Source organism: Streptomyces sp. NPDC021224 (assembly GCF_044332905.1).
Classification (GTDB): Bacteria; Actinomycetota; Actinomycetes; order Streptomycetales; family Streptomycetaceae; genus Actinacidiphila.
This window is the reverse complement of record NZ_JBIRPW010000021.1, coordinates 1-18,054: the sequence shown is the minus strand read 5'-3', so window position 1 is coordinate 18,054 and position 18,054 is coordinate 1. Positions and strand designations below refer to the sequence as shown.

Genomic DNA, 18,054 nt, shown 5'->3' with positions numbered 1-18,054 from the left:
CTGAAGCCCCGACGCCGAGGGCCCCCCGCTCGCTGAGCCCCGACGCCGAGGGCCGCCCACTCGCTGAGTCCCGCCGCCGAGGGCCGCCCACTCGCTGAGTCCCGCCGCCGAGGGCCGCCCGCCGAAGGCCTCACGCCGGTACGGGCACGGGCTCCGGCTCGCGGCGCGGGAGCAGCAGCGGGGTCGCCAGGACCAGCACCCCGGCCAGCGCGAGCGCCGGGCGCGGGCCGACGAGCGCGCCCAGCACACCCCACACCGCGGTCAGCAGCGCCGTCGAGGCCTTCGTCGTCACCGCCCACGCGGACAGGATGCGGGCGACCCGGTCGGGGGCGGCGCGCTCCAGACGGGTCGTGGCGTAGACGGGGTTGAAGACCGCGCAGCAGAAGATCAGCCCCAGCTCGACCCCGATCACCAGCGCCAGCCCGCCCGCTCCCGGCCCGATGAAGGCCAGGCCCACCGGCCACAGCGCGCGCAACGTGCCGGAGCCGACCAGTACCCGGTGCTGCCCGAAGCGCGTCACGAGGCGCCGGGCCAGCCGCGAGCCGAGCAGGCCCGCGAGCGAGGGCGCGGCGAAGGCCAGCCCGTACTCCCACGGGGTGAAGCCGAGACGGCCCAGCATCAGCACGGCCAGCAGCGGTTCGGCGGCCATCACCAGGGCGTTGAAGAGGGCGGCGCAGAAGAACAGCGGGCGCAGCGCCGGGTCGGCGAGGATGTAGCGCCAGCCGTCGAGCAGGTCGCGCGCCCGGGTCCGGGGGATCTTTCCGCGGTCGGGGCGCGGTTCGTCGCCGCCGCGTCCGCTCGCGCGGATGCCCAGCGCGGAGAGCAGGTAGCTCGCCGCGTCGGCGACCACCGTCGCCACCGGCCCGAGCAGCCCGATCGCCGCGCCGCCCAGCGGCGGCCCGACGATCGTGGTCGACCACGCCGTCGACTCGAAGCGCGCGTTGGCGGTGAGCAGATGCTCGGGCGGCAGCAGCGTCTTGAGGTAGGCGCCCGAGGCGGTGCGGAAGCCGATGTCCGCAGCGGCGACCACGACCGACACGGCCAGCAGCTGCACGAAGGTCAGCGCCCCGAGCGCATAGGCCACCGGGACGGTCAGCAGCGCCCCGCACCGCACCAGGTCCAGCGCCACCAGCACCGGCCGCTTGCGGCGGAACTCGACCCACGGCCCCAGCGGAACCGCCACCGCCGCCCCCACCGCCGCGCCGGTCGCCGACAGCGCGGCGACCTCGGCGGGCCCGGCGTGCAGCACCCGGATGGCGATGAGCGGGAAGGCGCCGAACGCCAGCCACGTGCCGAGTGCGCTCGTCCCGTAGGCCCCCCACAGCCAGGCGAACCGCCGCCCCAGCCGCTGACCGCCGCTTCCGCCCGCCGCCCCCGTCGTGCCCATCCGTCCCGCCTTCCGCGCATGCCGGTGCCGCCCGGCCTGCGGCGGGCGGACGCGCGGCCGGCCTGCCCGTCCGGTCCGCGACCCGCGTCATCCAAGCGGGCGCCGACGACGGCGCGCAAACAACCGCGAGGCCGCCGGGCCACAACCCGCGGTTGTGTCCCTAGGCTGGCGGCATGGACCTCGACACCGTCCGGACCTTCGTCGCCGCGGCCGACGCGGGGCGCTTCCAGGAGGCCGCAGCCGAGCTGTCGCTCACCCAGCAGGCCGTCTCCAAGCGCATCGCCGCCCTGGAGCGCGGCCTCGGCGTCCGGCTGTTCACCCGCACCCCGCGCGGGGCCCAGCTCACCGTCGACGGGCAGGCGTTCCTGCCGCACGCACGCGAGCTGCTGCGCGCCGCCGAACGCGCGGCGGCGTCCGTGCGGGCCGGCAGCCGCCCGCTGCGCGTCGACATCATGGCCTCGCGCAGCGCCGCGTCCGGCACGATGCGCGCCTTCCACCAGGCGCACCCCGGGATCGAGCTGGACGTGGTGATGCTGTTCGGGATCGAGGAGGCCGTCGCCGCGATCCGCGCGGGCACCCTCGACGCGACCTTCCGCGCCGTCGTCGCGCCCGGTCATCCGCTCCCCGACGACATCGCGTACGCCCGTGCGCTGGACGAGCCGCTGCACCTGCTGACCGGCCCCGCCCACGCCCTCGCGGACGCCCCGTCGGTGCCGCTCGCCGAACTGGCCGGGCACCGCATCTGGATGCCCGGCCTCGCCCCCGGCACGGAGTGGGGCGCCTACTACGACGACCTGATCGCGCGGTTCGGCCTCACGATCGAGGCGACCGGTCCCAACTTCGGCTCCGACGCGCTGCTCGACACCATCGTCGGCAACCCCGAACTGGCCACGTTCATGGGCGAGTTCGCGCTGCCCCGGGTGCCGCGGGCCGCCACCCTCGCCCCCCGCGGCCTGCGCCTGGTCCCGGTCACCGACCCCAGCCCGGTCTACCCGCACGCCCTGCTGTGGCACCGCGACAACCCGCACCCCGCCCTGCCACTGCTGCGCACCCACCTGGCCGCCACCGTCCCGGCCCACTCGGGGCCGGGGACGTGGACCCCGCCGTGGACGGTGCCGCGCTGACGGACCGGGTCAGCGCCAGGCGAGCGCCGGGGCGACGTGCGTGAGGATGCTCTCCAGCACATGGGCGTTGTAGTCGACGCCGAGCTGGTTGGGCACGGTGAGCAGCAGCGTGTCCGCCTCCGCGATCGCCTCGTCCTCGGCGAGCTGCTTGACCAGCACGTCCGGCTCGGCCGCGTACGTACGGCCGAAAACCGCGCGCGTGTCGGCGTCGATGTAGCCGACGTGGTCGGCGCTGTCGCCGTCACGGCCGAAGTACGCCCGGTCCCGGTCGTCGGTGAGCGCGAAGATGCTGCGCGACACCGAGACGCGCGGCTCGCGGTCGTGGCCCGCCTCGGCCCACGCCTGCCGGTACGCGCGGATCTGCGCGGCCTGCTGGACGTGGAAGGGCGCGCCGCCCTCGTCGTTCTTGAGCGTCGAGCTCATCAGGTTCATGCCGAGCCCGGCGGCCCAGACCGCGGTGGAGTTCGAGCCCGCGCCCCACCACAGGCGGTCCCGCAGCCCCTCCGCGTGCGGCTCGACCCGCAGCAGCCCCGGCGGGTTGGGAAACATCGGCCGCGGGTTGGGCTGCGCGAAGCCCTTGCCGCGCAGCACCTCCAGCAGCACCTCGGTGTGCTTGCGGGCCATGTCCGCCTCGGTCTCGCCCTCGGCGGGCCCGTACCCGAAGTAGCGCCACCCGTCGATCACCTGCTCCGGTGAACCACGGCTGACGCCGAGCTGGAGCCGCCCGCCGGAGATGAGGTCGGCGGCGCCGGCGTCCTCGGCCATGTAGAGGGGGTTCTCGTAGCGCATGTCGATGACGCCCGTGCCGATCTCGATCCGCGACGTCCGCGCCCCGATCGCCGCCAGCAGCGGGAAGGGCGAGGCCAGCTGCCGGGCGAAGTGGTGCACCCGGAAGTACGCGCCGTCGGCCCCGAGCTCCTCCGCCGCCACCGCCAGGTCGACGGCCTGGAGCAGCGCGTCCGAGGCGGTTCTCGTCTGCGAGTGGGGAGTGTCGGACCAGTGGCCGAAGGACAGGAAGCCGATGCGTTTCATGAGCGGGACAACACCTCCGCCAGTTGGTTGATTCCTCAATCACCGGAGCCGCGCCGGGCCCCTGGCCCCGCCCCGGCAGGGAACGGGAGAGGGCGGCAGACGAGCCGGGCTGTAGGCCGGGTTCTGTGCACCGGGCGCCTCGCGGCGGCCCGGGCGACGGCCATCCATCTAGGGCTGCCGTTGCCGACAGCCTCGTGCGGTCTACCCGCGGACTCGGGCGGGCAGCCCTCAAACGTCCGCGCGGACGGTACGTTCCCGCACCGTCCTCTTGACCTTGCTCCGGGTGGGGTTTACCTAGCTGCCCAGGTCACCCTGGGCACTGGTGGTCTCTTACACCACCGTTTCACCCTTACCGGGGACCGAGATCCCCGGCGGTCTGTTTTCTGTGGCACTGTCCCGCGGGTCACCCCGGGTGGCCGTTAGCCATCACCCTGCCCTGTGGAGCCCGGACCTTCCTCGGCGGGATCCGAGGATCCCGACGCGACCGTCCGCCCGGCTCGTCTGCCGTACCCGCCATCCTAGTGGATCAGGCGCCCCTGCTCAGGCCGCGTAGGCTGGCGGCGACCGCACCGCGCGAAGGAGAAACCGTGCTCGTCCTGCTGCCGCCGTCGGAGGGGAAGACCGGCGCCGTCCGCGGGCGCCCGCTCGCACTCGACGAGCTGTCGCTGCCCGCGCTCACCGCACCCCGCGCGGCCGTGCTCGACGAGCTGATCACGCTGTGCGAAGGCGACGAGGACAAGGCCGCGGACATCCTCGGCCTCACCCCCGGGCTGCGCGGCGAGATCGCCCGCAACGCCGCGTTGCGCACCGCCCCCGCGGTGCCCGCCGGACGGCTCTACACCGGAGTCCTCTACGACGCGCTCGGCCTCGCCACCCTCGACACCGCCGCCAAGCGCCGCGCCGGGCAGTCCCTGCTGGTCTTCTCCGGCCTGTGGGGCGCGGTACGCCTTGCCGACCGCATCCCCGCGTACCGCTGCTCCATGGGCGTACGGCTGCCGGGCGCAGGCGGGCTCGCCGCGTACTGGAAGCCGCACCTGGAGCGGGTGCTGCCGGAGGCAGCGGGGGGCGGGCTCGTGCTCGACTTGCGCTCGTCGGCGTACGCGGCGGCGTGGCGCCCCCGCGGGGACGTCGCGGACCGCACGGTGGCCGTGCGGGTGCTCCAGGTCACCGTCGTGGACGGGGTCGAGCGGCGCACGGTCGTCTCGCACTTCAACAAGGCGACGAAGGGCCGCGTGGTGCGGTCCCTGCTCTCCGCCGGCGCCCGCCCCCGCACGCGGGAGGCCCTCGCCTCCGACCTCCGCGACCTCGGCTTCACCGTCGAGACAGACGGCCCCCGCTTCGACATCCTCGTCCCCGAGCTATAGCCCCCGCCGGGCTCGCCCTTCTCCCCCAGAGCTTCGCCTGGGAGGTGCCCTGCGCGGCATGCGCGAACCCCTGCGGGAGCTGGCCTTGCGGGGGCCCCGTTTTTCAGGGGCGCGTGGGGGCACCTCCCAGGCGAAGCTCTGGGGGAGAACGGAGCACTCAGCCCCCACCGGGGGAAAGGCGAGCTGCCACCGCCCGTGGCAACCACCCAGGGGCGCGTGGGGGCACCTCCCAGGCGAAGCTCTGGGGGAGAACGGAGCGCTCAGCCCCCGCCGGGGCGAAAGGCGACCTGCCACGCCAGGTGGCAAGAACCAGGCATCGTGGTGTTGCGCCCTGTGCAACGCGCGTTGCACGGGATGGACCCGCCGGTCAGGATAAGCGCATGGATTCCGTGTTCGGCCTCGCCCCCGTGATACCCGTCGTCGTCGTCGAGGACGCCGACGACGCCGTGCCGCTCGCGCAAGCACTGCTCGCCGGGGGGCTCGGGGCGATCGAGATCACGTTGCGGACGCCCGCCGCGCTGGAGGCGATCCAGGCGGTGGCCCTCGGGGTGCCCGGCGCGGTCGTGGGGGCCGGGACGGTGCTCACGCCGGACCACGCGGCGGCGGCGACCGCGGCCGGGGCGCGGTTCCTGGTGAGCCCGGGGTGGACGGACGCGCTGCTGGACGCGATGTGCGGGACGGGGCTGCCGTATCTGCCGGGTGTGTCCACGGCCTCCGAGGTGCTGAACCTGCTGGAGCGTGGCATCACGGACATGAAGTTCTTCCCGGCGGAGCCGGCCGGGGGCGCGCCCTTCCTGAAGTCGCTGGCCTCGCCGCTGCCGCGGGCCCGTTTCTGCCCGACCGGCGGGATCGACGCGGCCCGTGCCCCGCAGTATCTGAAGCTCCCGAACGTCGCCTGCGTGGGCGGCAGTTGGATGATCCCGCAGGATCTGCTCGCCGCCCGCGACTGGGAGGGCGTCACCGCCCTCGCCAAGGAGGCGGCCGCCCTCGCGCCGTGAGGCCGCGGTGGGCTAACTCCGGCTGCCCGCCGGGAATTCGGCCCCGGCCATGTCGGAGACCGTCGCGAACCACGAGGTCGCCCACACGGTGATGCAGTCCTCCTCGTGGACCACCTCGAACGGGTGGCCGTTCCACATGCCGTACGAGGTGACGTACACCGACTCGCCGGGGTTCAGCCAGTAGTCCTGGCCGAAGGGTTCGAGCCACAGTTGGAGCACGCTGGTGCCGTCGTTCTGCACCAGCAGGGGCACGGGGTTGCCCATCCCGCGGATGCCCTCGAAGCTGATGTCGCCGTCGGCGGGCATGTTCGTCCGCAGCGGCTCCATGAGCCGGTCTATTCCTGCGCGGTCGGGCGAGCCCTCCCGCGCGTCCCCGTCTGGTCCGTCCACGCGGTCATTGTGACCCCGTGCCGTCCGCTGTGCACGGTCAAGGCGTCAAATGCGCGGTGGAATTGAGGTGGCGGACGGTCGCGTTGCCGTCCGCGTAGCAGGCGATCGCCGACAGCGACGCCGGGGCGAGGTCCATCCGGAAGAGCGCCTCGTGCGGGGCGCCGAGCGCGAGCCGCAGCAGGGTCTTCAGCGGTGTGACATGGCTGACCACCAGGACCGTACGCCCGCGGTGCGCGGCCAGCAGCGTGTCGCGGGCCGCGGTGACGCGGGCGGCGACGTCGGCGAAGCTCTCCCCGCCGGGCGGCGCGGCGGCGGGGTAGGCGAGCCAGGCGTCCAGCGCGGCCGGGTCGCGTTCGCGGGCCTCGGCGAAGGTCAGGCCCTCCCACGTCCCGAACGCCGTTTCGCGCAGCCCCGGTTCGACGGTCACCGGCAGACCGAGCCGGCCCGCGGCCACCGCGGCGGTCTCCCGGCAGCGGGCCAGCGGCGAGGACACGACGGCGTCCACCGGCGGCCGCGCGGACGCCAACGCCCGTGCCGCGCGCTCCGCTTGCTCACGTCCGCGGTCCGACAGCGCCGGATCCGCGCCGCCGCTCCCGGAGAAGCGGCGCCCGGCGGTCAGCGCGGTCTCGCCGTGCCGGAGCAGCAGCAGCACGGTGGGCGCCCCGAGGTCGGGCCCGGCGCCGGAGGCCGCCCCCGTCTCCGGCGCCGTCACCGGTCCTACAGGCCCGAGTCGGCGGTGCGCACCAGGATGCGGCGGCAGTTCTCGCAGCGCACCACCTGGTTCGCGGGGGCGGCGCGCACCTCGTTCAGCTCGGTGATGTTCAGCTCCAGCCGGCAGCCCTCGCAGCGCTTCTGGTAGAGGCGGGCGGCGCCGACGCCGCCGCCCTGCGCGCGCAGCTTGTCGTAGAGCTTCATCAGGTCGTCGGGCACGGCCGAGGCGAGCACCTCGCGCTCCTTGGCGACGGTGAAGCCCTCCGCGTCGATGGCCTCCAGCGCCTCCGTCTTGCGGGCCTCGGCCGCCGCCGTCTCGGACTGCACGGCCCCGACCCGGCCGCCCAGCTCCGCGGCGCGCTGCTGCGCGGCCTCGCGGCGCTCCATGACGTCGAGCACGACGTCCTCCAGGTCGGACTGCCGCTTGGCGAGCGAGGCCAGCTCGCGCTGCACGTTCTCCAGGTCCTTCGCGCCGAGCGCGCCGGAGTCCAGCCGCTGCTGGTCGCGCGTGGCCCGCTGGCGGACCTGGTCGACGTCCTGCTCCGCCTTGGTCTGCTCGCGGGCGGTGTCGCTCTCCTCGGTCTGCGCGGCCACCAGCAGGTCGCGCAGCTGCGCGTGGTCGGCGCCGAGGCGTTCGAGTTCGGCGTGCTCGGGGAGGGTCTTGCGCTTGTGGTCCAGCTGCGCGATGCGCGCGTCGAGGGCCTGGACTTCGAGAAGGCGGATCTGGTCGGCGGGCTCGGCGTTCAGCGGGGGGCTCCTGGGCTGCTGGAAGGGACGGGAGAAGCGGAGGGTGCGTGCGCCGTCCACGGGTCGGTGACGGCGTACGAGACCTGGGTGCTGAGCGCCCAGCCGTGCCGCTCGGCGAGCGCGTCCACCTCGCGGGCGGCCTGCGGGCACCACGGCCATTCGGTGGCCCAGTGCGCGGCGTCGATCAGCGCGAGCGGCGCGGCCTGGCGCGCCTCGGAGGCGGGGTGGTGCCGCAGGTCGGCGGTCAGGTACGCGTCCACGCCCGCGGCCCGCACCTGCGCGAACAGGCTGTCGCCGGAGCCGCCGCACACCGCGACGGTACGGACCGGGGCCGCCGGGTCGCCGGCCACCCGCAGCCCGGTCGCCGTCTCGGGCAGCCCGCGGGCGGCCTGCGCGGCGAACTCGGCGAGGCTCAGCGGCTCGTCCAGCACGCCGATCCGGCCCAGCCCGCGGCGCCCCGCCGGGTCGGCCGGGTCCGGCACGAGCGGCCCGGTCACCCGCAGCCCGACGGCGGAGGCGAGCGCGTCGGAGACGCCGGGGTCGGCGCGGTCTGCGTTGGTGTGCGCCACGTAGAGCGCGATGCCGTTGCGGATGAGGTCGTGCACCACCCGGCCCTTGAAACCGGCGGGGCCCACGGGCGCGACGCTCGTGGTGCCGCGCAGGTAGAGCGGGTGGTGGGTGACGAGCAGGTCGGCGCCCGCGGCGACGGCCTCGTCCACGACCTCCTGCACGGGGTCGACGGCGAACAGCACCCGGGAGACCTGCGCCTCCGGGGTGCCGCACACCAGCCCGACGGCGTCCCAGCTCTCCGCCGTGGCCGGCGGCCACAGGGCGTCGAGGGCGTCGATGAGGTCGGATAGACGTGGCACGTCTAGGAAGATTACCCGCAGAGGGCGCCGAAGCCTCCCGCGGCGGGAGGGAGTGCGGGCCGGGCGGCCCTCAGGACGCCGTCAGGTAGTGCTGGAGGTCGGCGACGACCAGGTCGGCGGCCGTGACGCCGAGCCCGAGGTACCAGGTCTCGTCCGGGACGTCGAAGGCGTGCCCGGCCTTGACCGCGCGCAGGTTCTTCCACAGCGGGTTCGCCTGCGCCCGCGCCATGTCCGTCGTCTTCGGGTCGCCGTAGACACCGGTGAAGATGTAGTCCGCGTCCGCCTTGTCGATGTTCTCCGCGGAGATCTCGGCGGCGAGGTCGTCGATGTCCTGGTTCTTGGGCCGCGGGATGCCCGCGTCCTTCAGGATCGTGCCGATGAAGGACTGGTTCGCGTACAGCCGCGTCTTGCCGTCCTGCATGTAGCGGACCATCGACACGACGGGCTTCTTCGCCCCGAGCGCCGCGTCCAGCGCCTTGATCTTGCCGTCGTACTCGGTGAGCTTCGCCTCGGCCTGCGCGGTCTTGTCCAGCGCGGCCGCGTTGAGCAGGTAGTTCTGCTTCCAGGTGTAGCCGGGCCGGACGGAGAAGACGGTCGGCGCGATCTTCTCCAGCGCCTTGTACTGCGTGGCGGCGCGCAGCTGGCTGCCCAGGATGAGGTCCGGGTGGAGGCCCGCGATGGCCTCCAGGTTGAGGTTGTTGATCGTGCCGATGTTCTTCGGGCTGCCGCCGTCCTTCTTCAGGTATGACGGGAGCGCGGGTGAGCCCTCGGTGGGCGCGTAGCCGACCGGCTTGACGCCGAGCGACACGACGTTGTCCAGCTCGCCGACGTCGAGGACGACGACCCGGGTGGGCTGCTTCGGGATCACGGTCGTGCCCATCGCGTGCTTGACCGTCCGCGGCCACTGGCCGGGCTTGGCGTCCGTGCCCATCTCGGCGGTCTTGTCGCCCGCGGAGCCGAAGTCCTTGCCGCCCTTGGCGACCGCCTGCTTGTCCTTGGCGGCGGCGTCCGCGCCGCCCGACCCCTTCCCGCCGTCGTCGGAGGAACCGCCGCACGCGGCGAGGGCGAGCCCGGCGGCGACGGCGAGAGCGACGGCGGCGGTGGTGGTACGGCGGCGCCGGTGGGACATGACGGGACTCCTGGTGCGTGGGTGTGCGTGGGCGTGGCTGTGAGGTGCGCGGGGCCGTGCGCGGTGGGCGTGGCCCCGCTGGTGGTTCAAAGCTCAAACACAGTCTTAGGTGAGCCTAACCTCATCCGTGGGTGCGTCCTACACCCACCCCCGTTTTCCGGGCCTGCGGCCGCTCCGTCCGGCTGAGCGCCGTTTTGCACACCCGCGTACGCCCCGCGGGCGAATCGTGCACGGCGACACCCTTACGGGTGAATGGCCCCCAGTCGCGTTGATCGCCCGGAAGTGCGAAAACTACGGTCTTGCGCCGGAGGTGGACGACACACATGACCGTCACAGCTGTGGGAGCGATGAGCACGCTGCGGGCCGCGGGCGGCGGCGCCGCGGGAGCGGCGGCCGACGTGCTGCTGCGGACCGTGCGCCGGACCGGGTTCACGATCGCCGCGGACGGCTCGTACGCGGCCTGCCTCGCCGAGAGCGTCACGTCCGACGGCACCGGCCGCGGCCTGCTCGTCGAGCGCTGGACCCTCGGCGGGCCCGAGCCCTACGCCGTACCGCTGCCCGGACGGCAGCCCGAGGAACCCGGCACCGAGACGCTGCCGCTCGCCGACGGGCGGGTGCTCGTCCGCCGCCGCGTCGCCGACCACTGGGACCTCGTCCTGCTCCACCCCTCCGGCCCGGAGACCGCCGAGCAGCCCGTCGGCTCGCTGACCGGCGACGACGTACGGCTGCTGCCGCCCGTCCCCGCCTCCCCGCCCGTCGCCTACGCCCTCGCGTACGACGCGGCCACCTGCCGTACCCGCGTGTGGCGCGTCCACGGCACCACGGACGGGCAGGGGCCGCAGCCCGTCCTGACCGTCGAGGGCCGCTGCACCGGCGGCGTCTGGCTCGACCGCGCCGGACGGCTGCTCGTCCTCGACCGCGAACTCGGCGGCCGCACCAAGGCGGTGGCCGCCGACCTCGGCACCGGGCGCACCAGCCCGTTGCTCCAGATCACCGACGACAGCGACGACCGGCTGCTGCTCGCCGAGCCCGACAGCGGGCTGCTGGTGCTGCGCAGCGACGCGCCCGGAGAGGCCCGGCTCGGCTGGGGTGTCCTCGGCAGCCACCACCCCGTGCGCTTCCCCGACGCCCTGCGCGTCCCCGGCGTCCAGCTCACACCCGTCGCCGCCCAGCCCGGCCTCATCCTCGCCCCCGAGGCCTCCGTGGTGGCCTTCCGCGCCGAAGTCCCCGGCGGCGCGGAGTCGCTGGCGCTGTGGCGCCCCGGCGAACGCCGCCTCCACTGGCGGGCCTCGCCGGTGGGCTGGCTGGGGGCGGCGGGGGTGTGGCTGCCGCGGGACGAGCTGAAGCTGCCGTACGCGGTGGGGCAGCCGGGGCTCACGGAGAGCGCGGGAGATTCGCCGGGCGCGGCGGGAGGGGCCGCGGGAGTGTGGGGGCTGGCGGCGTACGAGCCGCCGGTGAGCTGGGGGGTGGTGGCGCCGGCCTGGGAGGCCGCGACGGGCACCGCGCCGGTGGAGCCGCCGGGTGCCGGGACCTCCGGCGGGGGAGCAGGGCAAGGCGCCGCGGGGCGGCGGGCGTTGGGGCGAGGGGGTTCGGCGGAGGGGGCCGCGGCTCTCGCCGGGGGAGCCGTACTCGGGGCCACGCCGTGCGTGTCGGCGGGCTCCCGGGGGACGAGGGCCTTCGCCGGGTGCGCCGGAGGCCGGGTGCTGCTGCCCGTGGGGGGCGGTGGGGGCCGGGCCCCTTCGCCGGGGGCGCTTGCGCCCGGGGCCGCCTCCGCCTCCGCCGGGGAGTACGGGAGGGCGCTGCCGGTACGCCGGACCTGGGCCGTACTGCCGCTCCAGCAGGCACCGCTCGCCGCGGTCCGCGCGTCATGAGCCGCACGGCACCGGCGGCCGACCCCGCCCGCTGGGCACCCCACCCACGGGCGGTGACGGCGAGGGTGCGATGGGAGGAGCTGGGCGGCCCAGGGCAACCACGGGCGGCAGAAGGAGAGCCGGGGGGCCGGCCACTCCCGCCCGCCCACCCGGAGATAAGCTCAACGCTCGCCGTTGCGCATCGGGGGACGCAACGTGAGCACGCGGACGCGTCATCGCTGCTCGCTCGTCTCCGGCGCCGCCGACACACCACGGGGAGTTCGACCTTGTCCGACGCCACCGCATCCACCAGCACCGACCCGCACGACCCCTCACCCCCGCCGGGCCGCCACCGCGGCCCCGCCTCCCCGGAGTCCCCGCCCCCCAACCCCCCACCCACCCCAGGCCGCCACCGCCGCCCGGCGGAGTCCTGAGGCGCCGAAGCCGGGCAGCATCACCATGCGAGAGTATGATTCGAAGTATGACGATGAAGCGCGTGACGGTCACCATCCCGGAGGAGCTGCTCGCGTCGATCCGCGAACGGGTCGGGGAGCGCGAGCTGTCGTCCTACGTCACCGACGCCCTGGTCCACCAGGACCGGATCGACCGTCTGGGCGAGCTGTCGGACTGGCTCCAGGAGGAGCACGGCGCGGTGACGGACGAGGAACTGGCCGAGGCCCGCCACGTCCGCGAGGCAGCCCAGGCCCGCATTGCCGCCCAACTCGCGGCGGACCGACGAGGAGCCGCGTGACCTCACCGTTCGTCTACGTCTTCGACAGCGAGGCCCTGTCCAAAGCGGTGCGGGCCGACCGCTCCGTCCTGGCCCTGATCGAGGACGCCCGCCGCGAGGGCATCCCGGTGGTCATCACCCCGATGACGGTGGTCGAGGCCGACGACGGCCGCATCCCCCAGCCCCGCTGGAACTGGCTCACCTCCCGCCTGGTGATCCACCCCCTGGGAGCGGACCAGGCCCGAGCCGCCCAATCCCTCCGCCGCTCGACAGGCATGCACGGCCACAAATACGTCATCGACACGTTCCTGGCCGTCACCGCCCTCGACCAACCCGGCGCGGTGATCGTCTTCACCTCCGACACCGACGACCTCACCAAACTCCTCGCGGACTACCCCCGCATCACCGTCCAACAAATCTGACTACTTGCCGTGGAGCGTATCGAGCGCGATGACGACGCGGTCGAGGTGAGGAAGGAGACCTGGCCGCGGGCAGGCGCACCGCGGCCAGGCGCAAATACCTGCCTCGTCTTGGAAGACGAGGCAGGGCAGTCGATAACTGACGATGCCGCGGAACCGACCGGAGGCCATCGACGGCTGCATCGCCGGCACCGACCCGGCCCTGGACCTGTGAGCGTGGGGTCGACGGCCCCGACATTGATCGAAGACCAAAGCTGCTGGTCAGCTACGGTGGCGGCATGACTGACAGCTTGCCCGAGGACGTAGTCGACGTGCTTGACCTCGTCCTGAACCAGGACGAGCCCGTTCACGTCGCCCTCCGACGGCAGGTGCCCCGACTCAGCATGCGATCCCGCTGTGAGTGCGGGTGCGGCACTACCTACTTCGACATCGACGTCGATGCGGTGGAGCCCGCGCCAACGGGCCCGGCACCGTCGTGGCTGCCGACATGCAGCTGTTCACGGAAACCGGCGAGTGCCCTGGCGAGGTCCTGGTCTTCGTGCAAGGCGGCTACCTCTCATGGCTGGAGGTCTGCTCATGGAGAGATGACGTCGAAGTGAATCTCGCCGCGGCGATGGTTGCAGCCAGAGTCTTGAACCCGAGCCGCTAACAGCCGGCGGTCTCGGACCCTGACGCCGTCACCACGAGTCAACCGACATCACGAGTTCATGTTCCGTAGCGTCGCGCGAATTAAGTCTTTTCGACGCTGATGCCTGTTTGCCTTGAGGACGTGAGGCAAAGTCTCAGGGTTTTGCATCACTCGGTCAGCCACCAAGTGGGTTTCGAGCCGCTGACCGTCCGCGCCGCAAAGCTGAACGAACGCGAGAGGATCTTCGCGTGGACGGCGGTCGACATCCACGATGTACACCGCAAGCCACCGCTGGTCCGCGCCCGCGTCGAGCACGTCTTCGCCCGCATGTGCAACGTCGCCCTCGCCGGACAGACGACCCACCCTCACAGGGCACGACCACACCCGAGCCCATTCAGAGATCAATTATGGGACACCGTTCAGGTGTCAAAACCACCACCCAGCGGATACCTCATCAACCGGAATACGCGACCGTCATGCCCCGTCAGCCCCCACCCGACATCCCAGCGACAAACTCAGTGGTCCGCTTTCGTGATGAACAGCCTGCGGACTTCCTCCGGGCCTCGTTGAAGGACTTCCTCCAGATCGGCTGGGGCGATTTCCAGGTGACCTGCGTCGGGCGTGTTGGTGAACTCCAGCCCGGGCCGACACAGGAGGTAGGTGTCACCCTGCCGGAAATAGTCGAACGGTAGTCCGATAGCGTATAGCTTGCGAGTGATCTTCCACTCTCGCTCTTCGGAGACGTTCACGGTTTCCGTTGCTTGCTGCCGAAGTTCGGGCACCACTTCGCGATAGCTCTCCTCGAGGAGTGGGTTGCCGACGAGGTCGACTTCGCGTAGCTTCGTTGACCCGGACCGCAGGGGGGAGATGTCCTCGATAGCGTTGAGGGGAATCTTGAGGCGGCGGATCGACGGAAGCGTCGGCACCGCGCTCACATCGGCGAGAGCGCTGAACCGCATGGAAAGCGACGCCAACCGCGGGTGGCCAGCGAGCACAGAGAGGTCGCGTCCCCCGTACCCGATCACGTTCAGCGTCCTCAGCATGGGGAAACGGGCGAGGTCGCCGAGATCGCGCGGGAAGAGGACGGCCAAGGCCTCGATCTGGGCGATGTCGGCGTCGCCGAAGGGCGGATTCCTCTTCAGTCGGCGTTGAACAGCCCGCTCAATCTGAGGTTCGAGGAATGACATCTTTCAGCTCACCTCTTGTACGGTTTCGTCGGCTTCGTCAAGATCGGTCATGATGTCGTCGAAGTTCATCTCTTGCTCAACGGCAAACTCCCGGACGGTCAACTCCATTATGCCGACAGCCGTCTTGACGAGCGCGGCGACCGGCTTGTCGAGGAATTGTGGGTCGTGTCGGTCGAGGCGACCGTTCCAGATCAGGGGGTTGTCAGCGTCTTTGAGTCGCCCTCGCAGGACGTTCACGTACTGCAGAGCGCTGCCGTGGTGCTGGTCGAAGATGCTGCGCAGTTGGTTGTGGAAAGCTTCCTGGCCGTTGGTCAGGGTGAATTTGTACTTGGTCTTTCCGTCCTTGACGTACTGCTCCCAGAGGGCGCCGGAATGGCCCTTAGGTGATACGCCTTCAATGGCCCAGATTACCTGCTCGGTCCTTGATCGCAGGGCGTGGTGCAACGCCACCCAGCGAGCCGCTTCGAGCTTGTCTCCCTGAGTGAGATGACTCATGGCGCGTAAGAGAACGGCCGGGATGTAATCGGTGGGAATCCATTCGTGCTTGCCGGAGTCTGCCTCCCGGAACAGGCTCATCAGATACTCTTTGGAGGGCTTGTGTTTCATCCACAGGTCAAAAACTTTCGTATTCCATTCCGAACTTTCGGTGGCGACGAAGCGGAGAAACCCAATGATTCCCCCCTTTGTGGTGACCATGGCTTCGAGCTCCTTGTTCGCCCCGGGACCGGATCCGGGTAACGGTGCGAACTTTCCGAACGAACCCGAGGCTACTCCGTACTGCATGGTGTTGACTTGGTTCGTGGCATCCGTCGAGCGGTCGTCGCTCGGCTCCTTGAGTTCCTGCAGTGCGGCATTACCCAATGCCAGCAGCATTTTCTCACGCAGTGGGCCGCCTGTCCTGAAGGCGTGGTTGTAGAAATTGCCCGTGTCTGCAGGGGTGTCCGAGGGGGCGCCATTGGGACTTCTCTTTCGGGACTTCTCCTTGAAATAGCCGAGTAGCTGCTTCAAGATTTCTTGATTATTGATAAGTGTTGCGGCGTCCGACGGAAGGCCGGCAAGTTGAACGGGTGGCTCGCTCCATACCGGTGTTTCGTCGACCTCGACTTCCCGCAGGGTTTTGTTCCATGACTCCTGCGCCTCTCGGGAGAATTTTTCGGCGTGTTTGGGCAACGCGCCGCGGATCATTTCGAGGTAGTGCGCGTCTGATGGATCCTGCGTATCTTGATCGTTATCGCCGGCTTCAGAGTTGTCAACGTCAAGTCCGATCTCGCCGGTGGGATTCACCGTTCCACGGGCAGACCAACTGGTCCCCCGTGCGATCGGTTCCAAAGTTGTCATTCCGTAGCGGGTCTTGATCGCCGCAAAAACTGTGCGAAGGGCTGCTCTGCTGAACCGACCGCTTCTGTTCAGTCGCTGGGCAGCGGACCGGGCTGCGGCAAGCCCCTTGGTGAGGCGCTGCTGTTTGCTCTCGGGTGTGTCTTTGCCCTTGCTGTTGTGTCCCCCCTTCTTCTTGCTGAGCTTGGATTTGAGCTTCGCCCAGATCTTCTTGCCGATTTTGACGATGAAACCGACGATTTTGTCGATGACGCGGTTGACGGGTTTGGCGACGGCGTGGAAGACGGATTTGACTTTGGATGCGAGGTTGCCGATGCCGAGGAGGGAGGCGAGGAGGCCGAGGAGGGTGGGGATGGCGGCGGCGAGGGCTGTTTCGACCATTTTGGGGACGCCGGCGGTGCCGCCGTTCGCGATGGCGATGACGGCGTCGAGGACGGCCTGCACGAACTCGACGACCTGGGCGCCCTGGTTGATGACGAAGGAGACGATGTCGACGATCGCCTTGACCGCGCGGACGAACGCGGACGCGGGGTTGAGGAGGGACAGGATCCAGGTGATGCCGGCGATGATGACGGTCGGGATCAGGTAGGAGGTGAGTTTGCCGAGGATGGTCGCCTTGAGGTCGCCGACGTCCTTGACGATCTCCTGCTCGACCCCGGCCGGGCCTTCCTTCGCGAGCTTCTGGGCGACGGGCACGGATTTCTCGACCTCGGTCATGGCCTGGTCGGGGATGCCCTTGGCGGTGATGCGGGCGCGGATGTTGGCCCAGGTCAGGCCGAGCAGGCCGGTGATGAGCTGGATGATGCCCTTGAGGTCGAAGGAGGCGGGCAGGTTCAGTCCGGCTTTGACCGCGGTGCCCAGCAGCCAGGACACCAGGCCTTTTTTGAGGTGGTCGGCGATGTTGGCGAGGAAGAGTTTCAGGCCCGCGCCGACGGCGTGGACGAGGTTGTTCAGGAACCCGATGGGGTTCTTGATGATCTTGCTGATGGCGGTGGCGGCCTTGGCGAGGATGCCCATCAGGAGGTTCTTCAGCTCCGTGATGGTCTTGATCACCCCCGCGATCGCCCCGACCGCTTTGGACACCAGGCCCTTGTTCGCGTCCTGGAGCTTCTTGATCTCCTCGTCGACCTTGTGCAGCGCCTGCGTGTACTTCGTCGCCAGGGTCTGCACGAGCTCCTTGGACTTGTCGTCCACCTCGGACTCGAGGTCGTCGAACTTGCCCGCGAAGTCCTTCGCCGCGTCCTGGCCGTACTTCTTCAGGTCCGCGGGGAGCCTGTTCACCTCCGCCGTGAGGTCCGCACGGCCCTTCGCGATCCGCGACTTCGCCGCACCCAGGTCCGTGCCGATGGTGTCGGCGACCGACGAGATGACGCCTTGCATCTGGGTGACGTAGACCTGCCGGGAGATCTGGAAGAGGTCGTTCGCCTCCTTCGGCATCCCCAGCAGCTTGTCCTTCGCCCACTTCGCCCCGCCCAGCCAACCCCCGTACCGCTTGTGCTTGTACGCGGACATCCGGGCCTTCTGATCCGTCTCGAACGCCGCCCGCGCCTTCGCCTCCCCCGCGGAGAACTGCGCATCGACCTTCTTGTCCAGGCCCGACAGAATCGCTTCGACGTCCCTTTTCGTGGCGTCGAAGACCTTCTGCAGCCGGGCCGTGGCCTCCGCCCGGCGCGACTCGTCCCTCGACTTCGCCCCGCCCTTGCCGGAGTCCACCGCCTTCCCCGCCGCGTGCCGCGTCGCCGTCAGCTGCGCCATCGCGTGCGCACCGGAGGCCGCAGCCCCGGATTTGGCCGCGGCGATCTGCTGCTTCTCCGCACCCCGCGCCCTGCCCGGCGCGGTGGCCGAGTGCGCATCTGCCTGCTTCTTGTCCTTCAGCGCACCGGTGAAGTCGGGTTCGTTGCTGCGGGCGAGCTGGTCGTCGGTGACGTCCGCGGACCTCATCTGCTCATCGGTCTGCTTCGGCCCCGGCGAGAAATCCGTCACCGCCGCCGGCTGCGGAACAGGGGCCGCATCAGCAGCAGACGGCGCACCGGGATTCCCGGGGGGCTGATCCGGGTGGAGCGGCACCACCTGTTTGTCCCTGGCCGCGGACGTGTCCGGCGGAGCAGCGGTCGCCGCCGTGATGTCGTGCGCGGACGCCGTCTTCCCCGCGGT

The 18,054-nt window shown here is 71.2% G+C and carries 16 protein-coding genes, 1 other RNA gene and 1 pseudogene; 6 read left to right on the top strand and 12 right to left on the bottom strand.

Annotation, left to right across the window (positions count from 1 at the left end; translation table 11 throughout):
- Positions 1 to 130: 130 nt before the first annotated feature.
- On the bottom strand, positions 131 to 1,387 hold the full coding sequence (locus tag ACH4PY_RS33185; protein ID WP_398191688.1) for an MFS transporter: 1,257 nt from the start codon (positions 1,385 to 1,387) through the stop codon (positions 131 to 133).
- A 173-nt stretch (positions 1,388 to 1,560) separates the two neighbouring features.
- On the opposite strand from ACH4PY_RS33185, the gene ACH4PY_RS33180 reads away from it, so the two are divergent.
- On the top strand, positions 1,561 to 2,511 hold the full coding sequence (locus ACH4PY_RS33180; protein ID WP_398191685.1) for a LysR family transcriptional regulator: 951 nt from the start codon (positions 1,561 to 1,563) through the stop codon (positions 2,509 to 2,511).
- A gap of 9 nt (positions 2,512 to 2,520) precedes the next feature.
- Here the strand turns inward: ACH4PY_RS33180 and ACH4PY_RS33175 are convergent, their stop codons facing one another.
- Together ACH4PY_RS33175 and rnpB are read right to left on the bottom strand one after the other, a co-directional pair.
- On the bottom strand, positions 2,521 to 3,543 hold the full coding sequence (locus tag ACH4PY_RS33175) for an LLM class flavin-dependent oxidoreductase (RefSeq protein ID WP_398191682.1): 1,023 nt from the start codon (positions 3,541 to 3,543) through the stop codon (positions 2,521 to 2,523).
- 96 nt (positions 3,544 to 3,639) lie between these two features.
- Positions 3,640 to 4,043: RNase P RNA component class A (rnpB, locus tag ACH4PY_RS33170), an RNA gene on the bottom strand.
- Positions 4,044 to 4,130: 87 nt separating this feature from the next.
- On the opposite strand from rnpB, the gene yaaA reads away from it, so the two are divergent.
- Both yaaA and eda read left to right on the top strand, forming a co-directional pair.
- Positions 4,131 to 4,907, top strand: a complete 777-nt coding sequence (yaaA, locus tag ACH4PY_RS33165) for a peroxide stress protein YaaA (RefSeq protein WP_398191679.1) — start codon at positions 4,131 to 4,133, stop codon at positions 4,905 to 4,907.
- 380 nt (positions 4,908 to 5,287) lie between these two features.
- Positions 5,288 to 5,905, top strand: a complete 618-nt coding sequence (eda, locus tag ACH4PY_RS33160) for a bifunctional 4-hydroxy-2-oxoglutarate aldolase/2-dehydro-3-deoxy-phosphogluconate aldolase (protein WP_398191676.1) — start codon at positions 5,288 to 5,290, stop codon at positions 5,903 to 5,905.
- Between the two features lie 12 nt (positions 5,906 to 5,917).
- Here the strand turns inward: eda and ACH4PY_RS33155 are convergent, their stop codons facing one another.
- The 5 genes and pseudogenes from ACH4PY_RS33155 to ACH4PY_RS33135 form a co-directional block, all read right to left on the bottom strand.
- Positions 5,918 to 6,295, bottom strand: coding sequence for a hypothetical protein (locus ACH4PY_RS33155; RefSeq protein WP_398191673.1), 378 nt, complete (start codon positions 6,293 to 6,295; stop codon positions 5,918 to 5,920).
- Positions 6,296 to 6,332: 37 nt separating this feature from the next.
- Positions 6,333 to 6,974 (bottom strand): annotated as a pseudogene (locus ACH4PY_RS33150) (histidine phosphatase family protein); the annotation flags it as partial.
- Between the two features lie 38 nt (positions 6,975 to 7,012).
- Positions 7,013 to 7,753 carry a zinc ribbon domain-containing protein gene (locus ACH4PY_RS33145; RefSeq protein ID WP_398191939.1) on the bottom strand — a complete coding sequence of 247 codons (741 nt, stop codon included), beginning with the start codon at positions 7,751 to 7,753 and terminating at the stop codon, positions 7,013 to 7,015.
- Positions 7,750 to 8,622: a Nif3-like dinuclear metal center hexameric protein gene (locus ACH4PY_RS33140; RefSeq protein ID WP_398191670.1), complete on the bottom strand. Its 873-nt coding sequence runs from the start codon at positions 8,620 to 8,622 to the stop codon at positions 7,750 to 7,752. The genes ACH4PY_RS33145 and ACH4PY_RS33140 overlap by 4 nt, the downstream gene beginning before the upstream one ends.
- Positions 8,623 to 8,692: 70 nt before the next feature.
- A complete protein-coding gene (locus ACH4PY_RS33135) occupies positions 8,693 to 9,751 on the bottom strand; it encodes an iron-siderophore ABC transporter substrate-binding protein (protein WP_398191667.1) in 1,059 nt (352 codons plus the stop codon).
- A gap of 323 nt (positions 9,752 to 10,074) precedes the next feature.
- Here ACH4PY_RS33135 and ACH4PY_RS33130 point away from each other — a divergent pair, with 323 nt between their 5' ends.
- The 3 genes from ACH4PY_RS33130 (at position 10,075) to ACH4PY_RS33120 (ending at position 12,753) form a co-directional block, all read left to right on the top strand.
- Positions 10,075 to 11,622, top strand: coding sequence for a hypothetical protein (locus ACH4PY_RS33130; RefSeq protein ID WP_398191663.1), 1,548 nt, complete (start codon positions 10,075 to 10,077; stop codon positions 11,620 to 11,622).
- Positions 11,623 to 12,082: 460 nt separating this feature from the next.
- Positions 12,083 to 12,352 (top strand): hypothetical protein, encoded by a 270-nt coding sequence (locus ACH4PY_RS33125; protein ID WP_398191660.1) that lies wholly within the window; start codon positions 12,083 to 12,085, stop codon positions 12,350 to 12,352.
- On the top strand, positions 12,349 to 12,753 hold the full coding sequence (locus tag ACH4PY_RS33120; protein WP_398191658.1) for a hypothetical protein: 405 nt from the start codon (positions 12,349 to 12,351) through the stop codon (positions 12,751 to 12,753). The genes ACH4PY_RS33125 and ACH4PY_RS33120 overlap by 4 nt, the downstream gene beginning before the upstream one ends.
- Before the next feature lie 415 nt (positions 12,754 to 13,168).
- Here ACH4PY_RS33120 and ACH4PY_RS33115 read toward each other — a convergent pair whose 3' ends face one another.
- The 4 genes from ACH4PY_RS33115 to ACH4PY_RS33100 form a co-directional block, all read right to left on the bottom strand.
- Entirely contained in the window at positions 13,169 to 13,294 is a 126-nt protein-coding gene (locus ACH4PY_RS33115; RefSeq protein WP_398191655.1) for a hypothetical protein, read from the bottom strand.
- A gap of 153 nt (positions 13,295 to 13,447) precedes the next feature.
- The gene (locus ACH4PY_RS33110; RefSeq protein ID WP_398191652.1) at positions 13,448 to 13,741 is read right to left on the bottom strand and encodes a hypothetical protein; all 294 of its coding nucleotides are present in this window, start codon (positions 13,739 to 13,741) and stop codon (positions 13,448 to 13,450) included.
- A 152-nt stretch (positions 13,742 to 13,893) separates the two neighbouring features.
- Positions 13,894 to 14,565 (bottom strand): hypothetical protein, encoded by a 672-nt coding sequence (locus ACH4PY_RS33105; RefSeq protein WP_398191649.1) that lies wholly within the window; start codon positions 14,563 to 14,565, stop codon positions 13,894 to 13,896.
- 3 nt (positions 14,566 to 14,568) lie between these two features.
- Complete coding sequence (locus tag ACH4PY_RS33100; RefSeq protein WP_398191646.1) at positions 14,569 to 17,970, bottom strand: hypothetical protein; 3,402 nt, start codon at positions 17,968 to 17,970, stop codon at positions 14,569 to 14,571.
- Between the last annotated feature and the right edge of the window lie 84 nt (positions 17,971 to 18,054).

What these genes read in the sequence shown, in the direction of transcription:
- ACH4PY_RS33185 (WP_398191688.1), bottom strand. Translation starts at nt 1,387, where the DNA reads ATGGGCACGACGGGGGCGGCGGGCGGAAGCGGCGGTCAGCGGCTGGGG.
- ACH4PY_RS33180 (WP_398191685.1), top strand. Translation starts at nt 1,561, where the DNA reads ATGGACCTCGACACCGTCCGGACCTTCGTCGCCGCGGCCGACGCGGGG.
- ACH4PY_RS33175 (WP_398191682.1), bottom strand. Translation starts at nt 3,543, where the DNA reads ATGAAACGCATCGGCTTCCTGTCCTTCGGCCACTGGTCCGACACTCCC.
- eda (WP_398191676.1), top strand. Translation starts at nt 5,288, where the DNA reads ATGGATTCCGTGTTCGGCCTCGCCCCCGTGATACCCGTCGTCGTCGTC.
- ACH4PY_RS33135 (WP_398191667.1), bottom strand. Translation starts at nt 9,751, where the DNA reads ATGTCCCACCGGCGCCGCCGTACCACCACCGCCGCCGTCGCTCTCGCC.
- ACH4PY_RS33130 (WP_398191663.1), top strand. Translation starts at nt 10,075, where the DNA reads ATGACCGTCACAGCTGTGGGAGCGATGAGCACGCTGCGGGCCGCGGGC.
- ACH4PY_RS33125 (WP_398191660.1), top strand. Translation starts at nt 12,083, where the DNA reads ATGACGATGAAGCGCGTGACGGTCACCATCCCGGAGGAGCTGCTCGCG.
- ACH4PY_RS33105 (WP_398191649.1), bottom strand. Translation starts at nt 14,565, where the DNA reads ATGTCATTCCTCGAACCTCAGATTGAGCGGGCTGTTCAACGCCGACTG.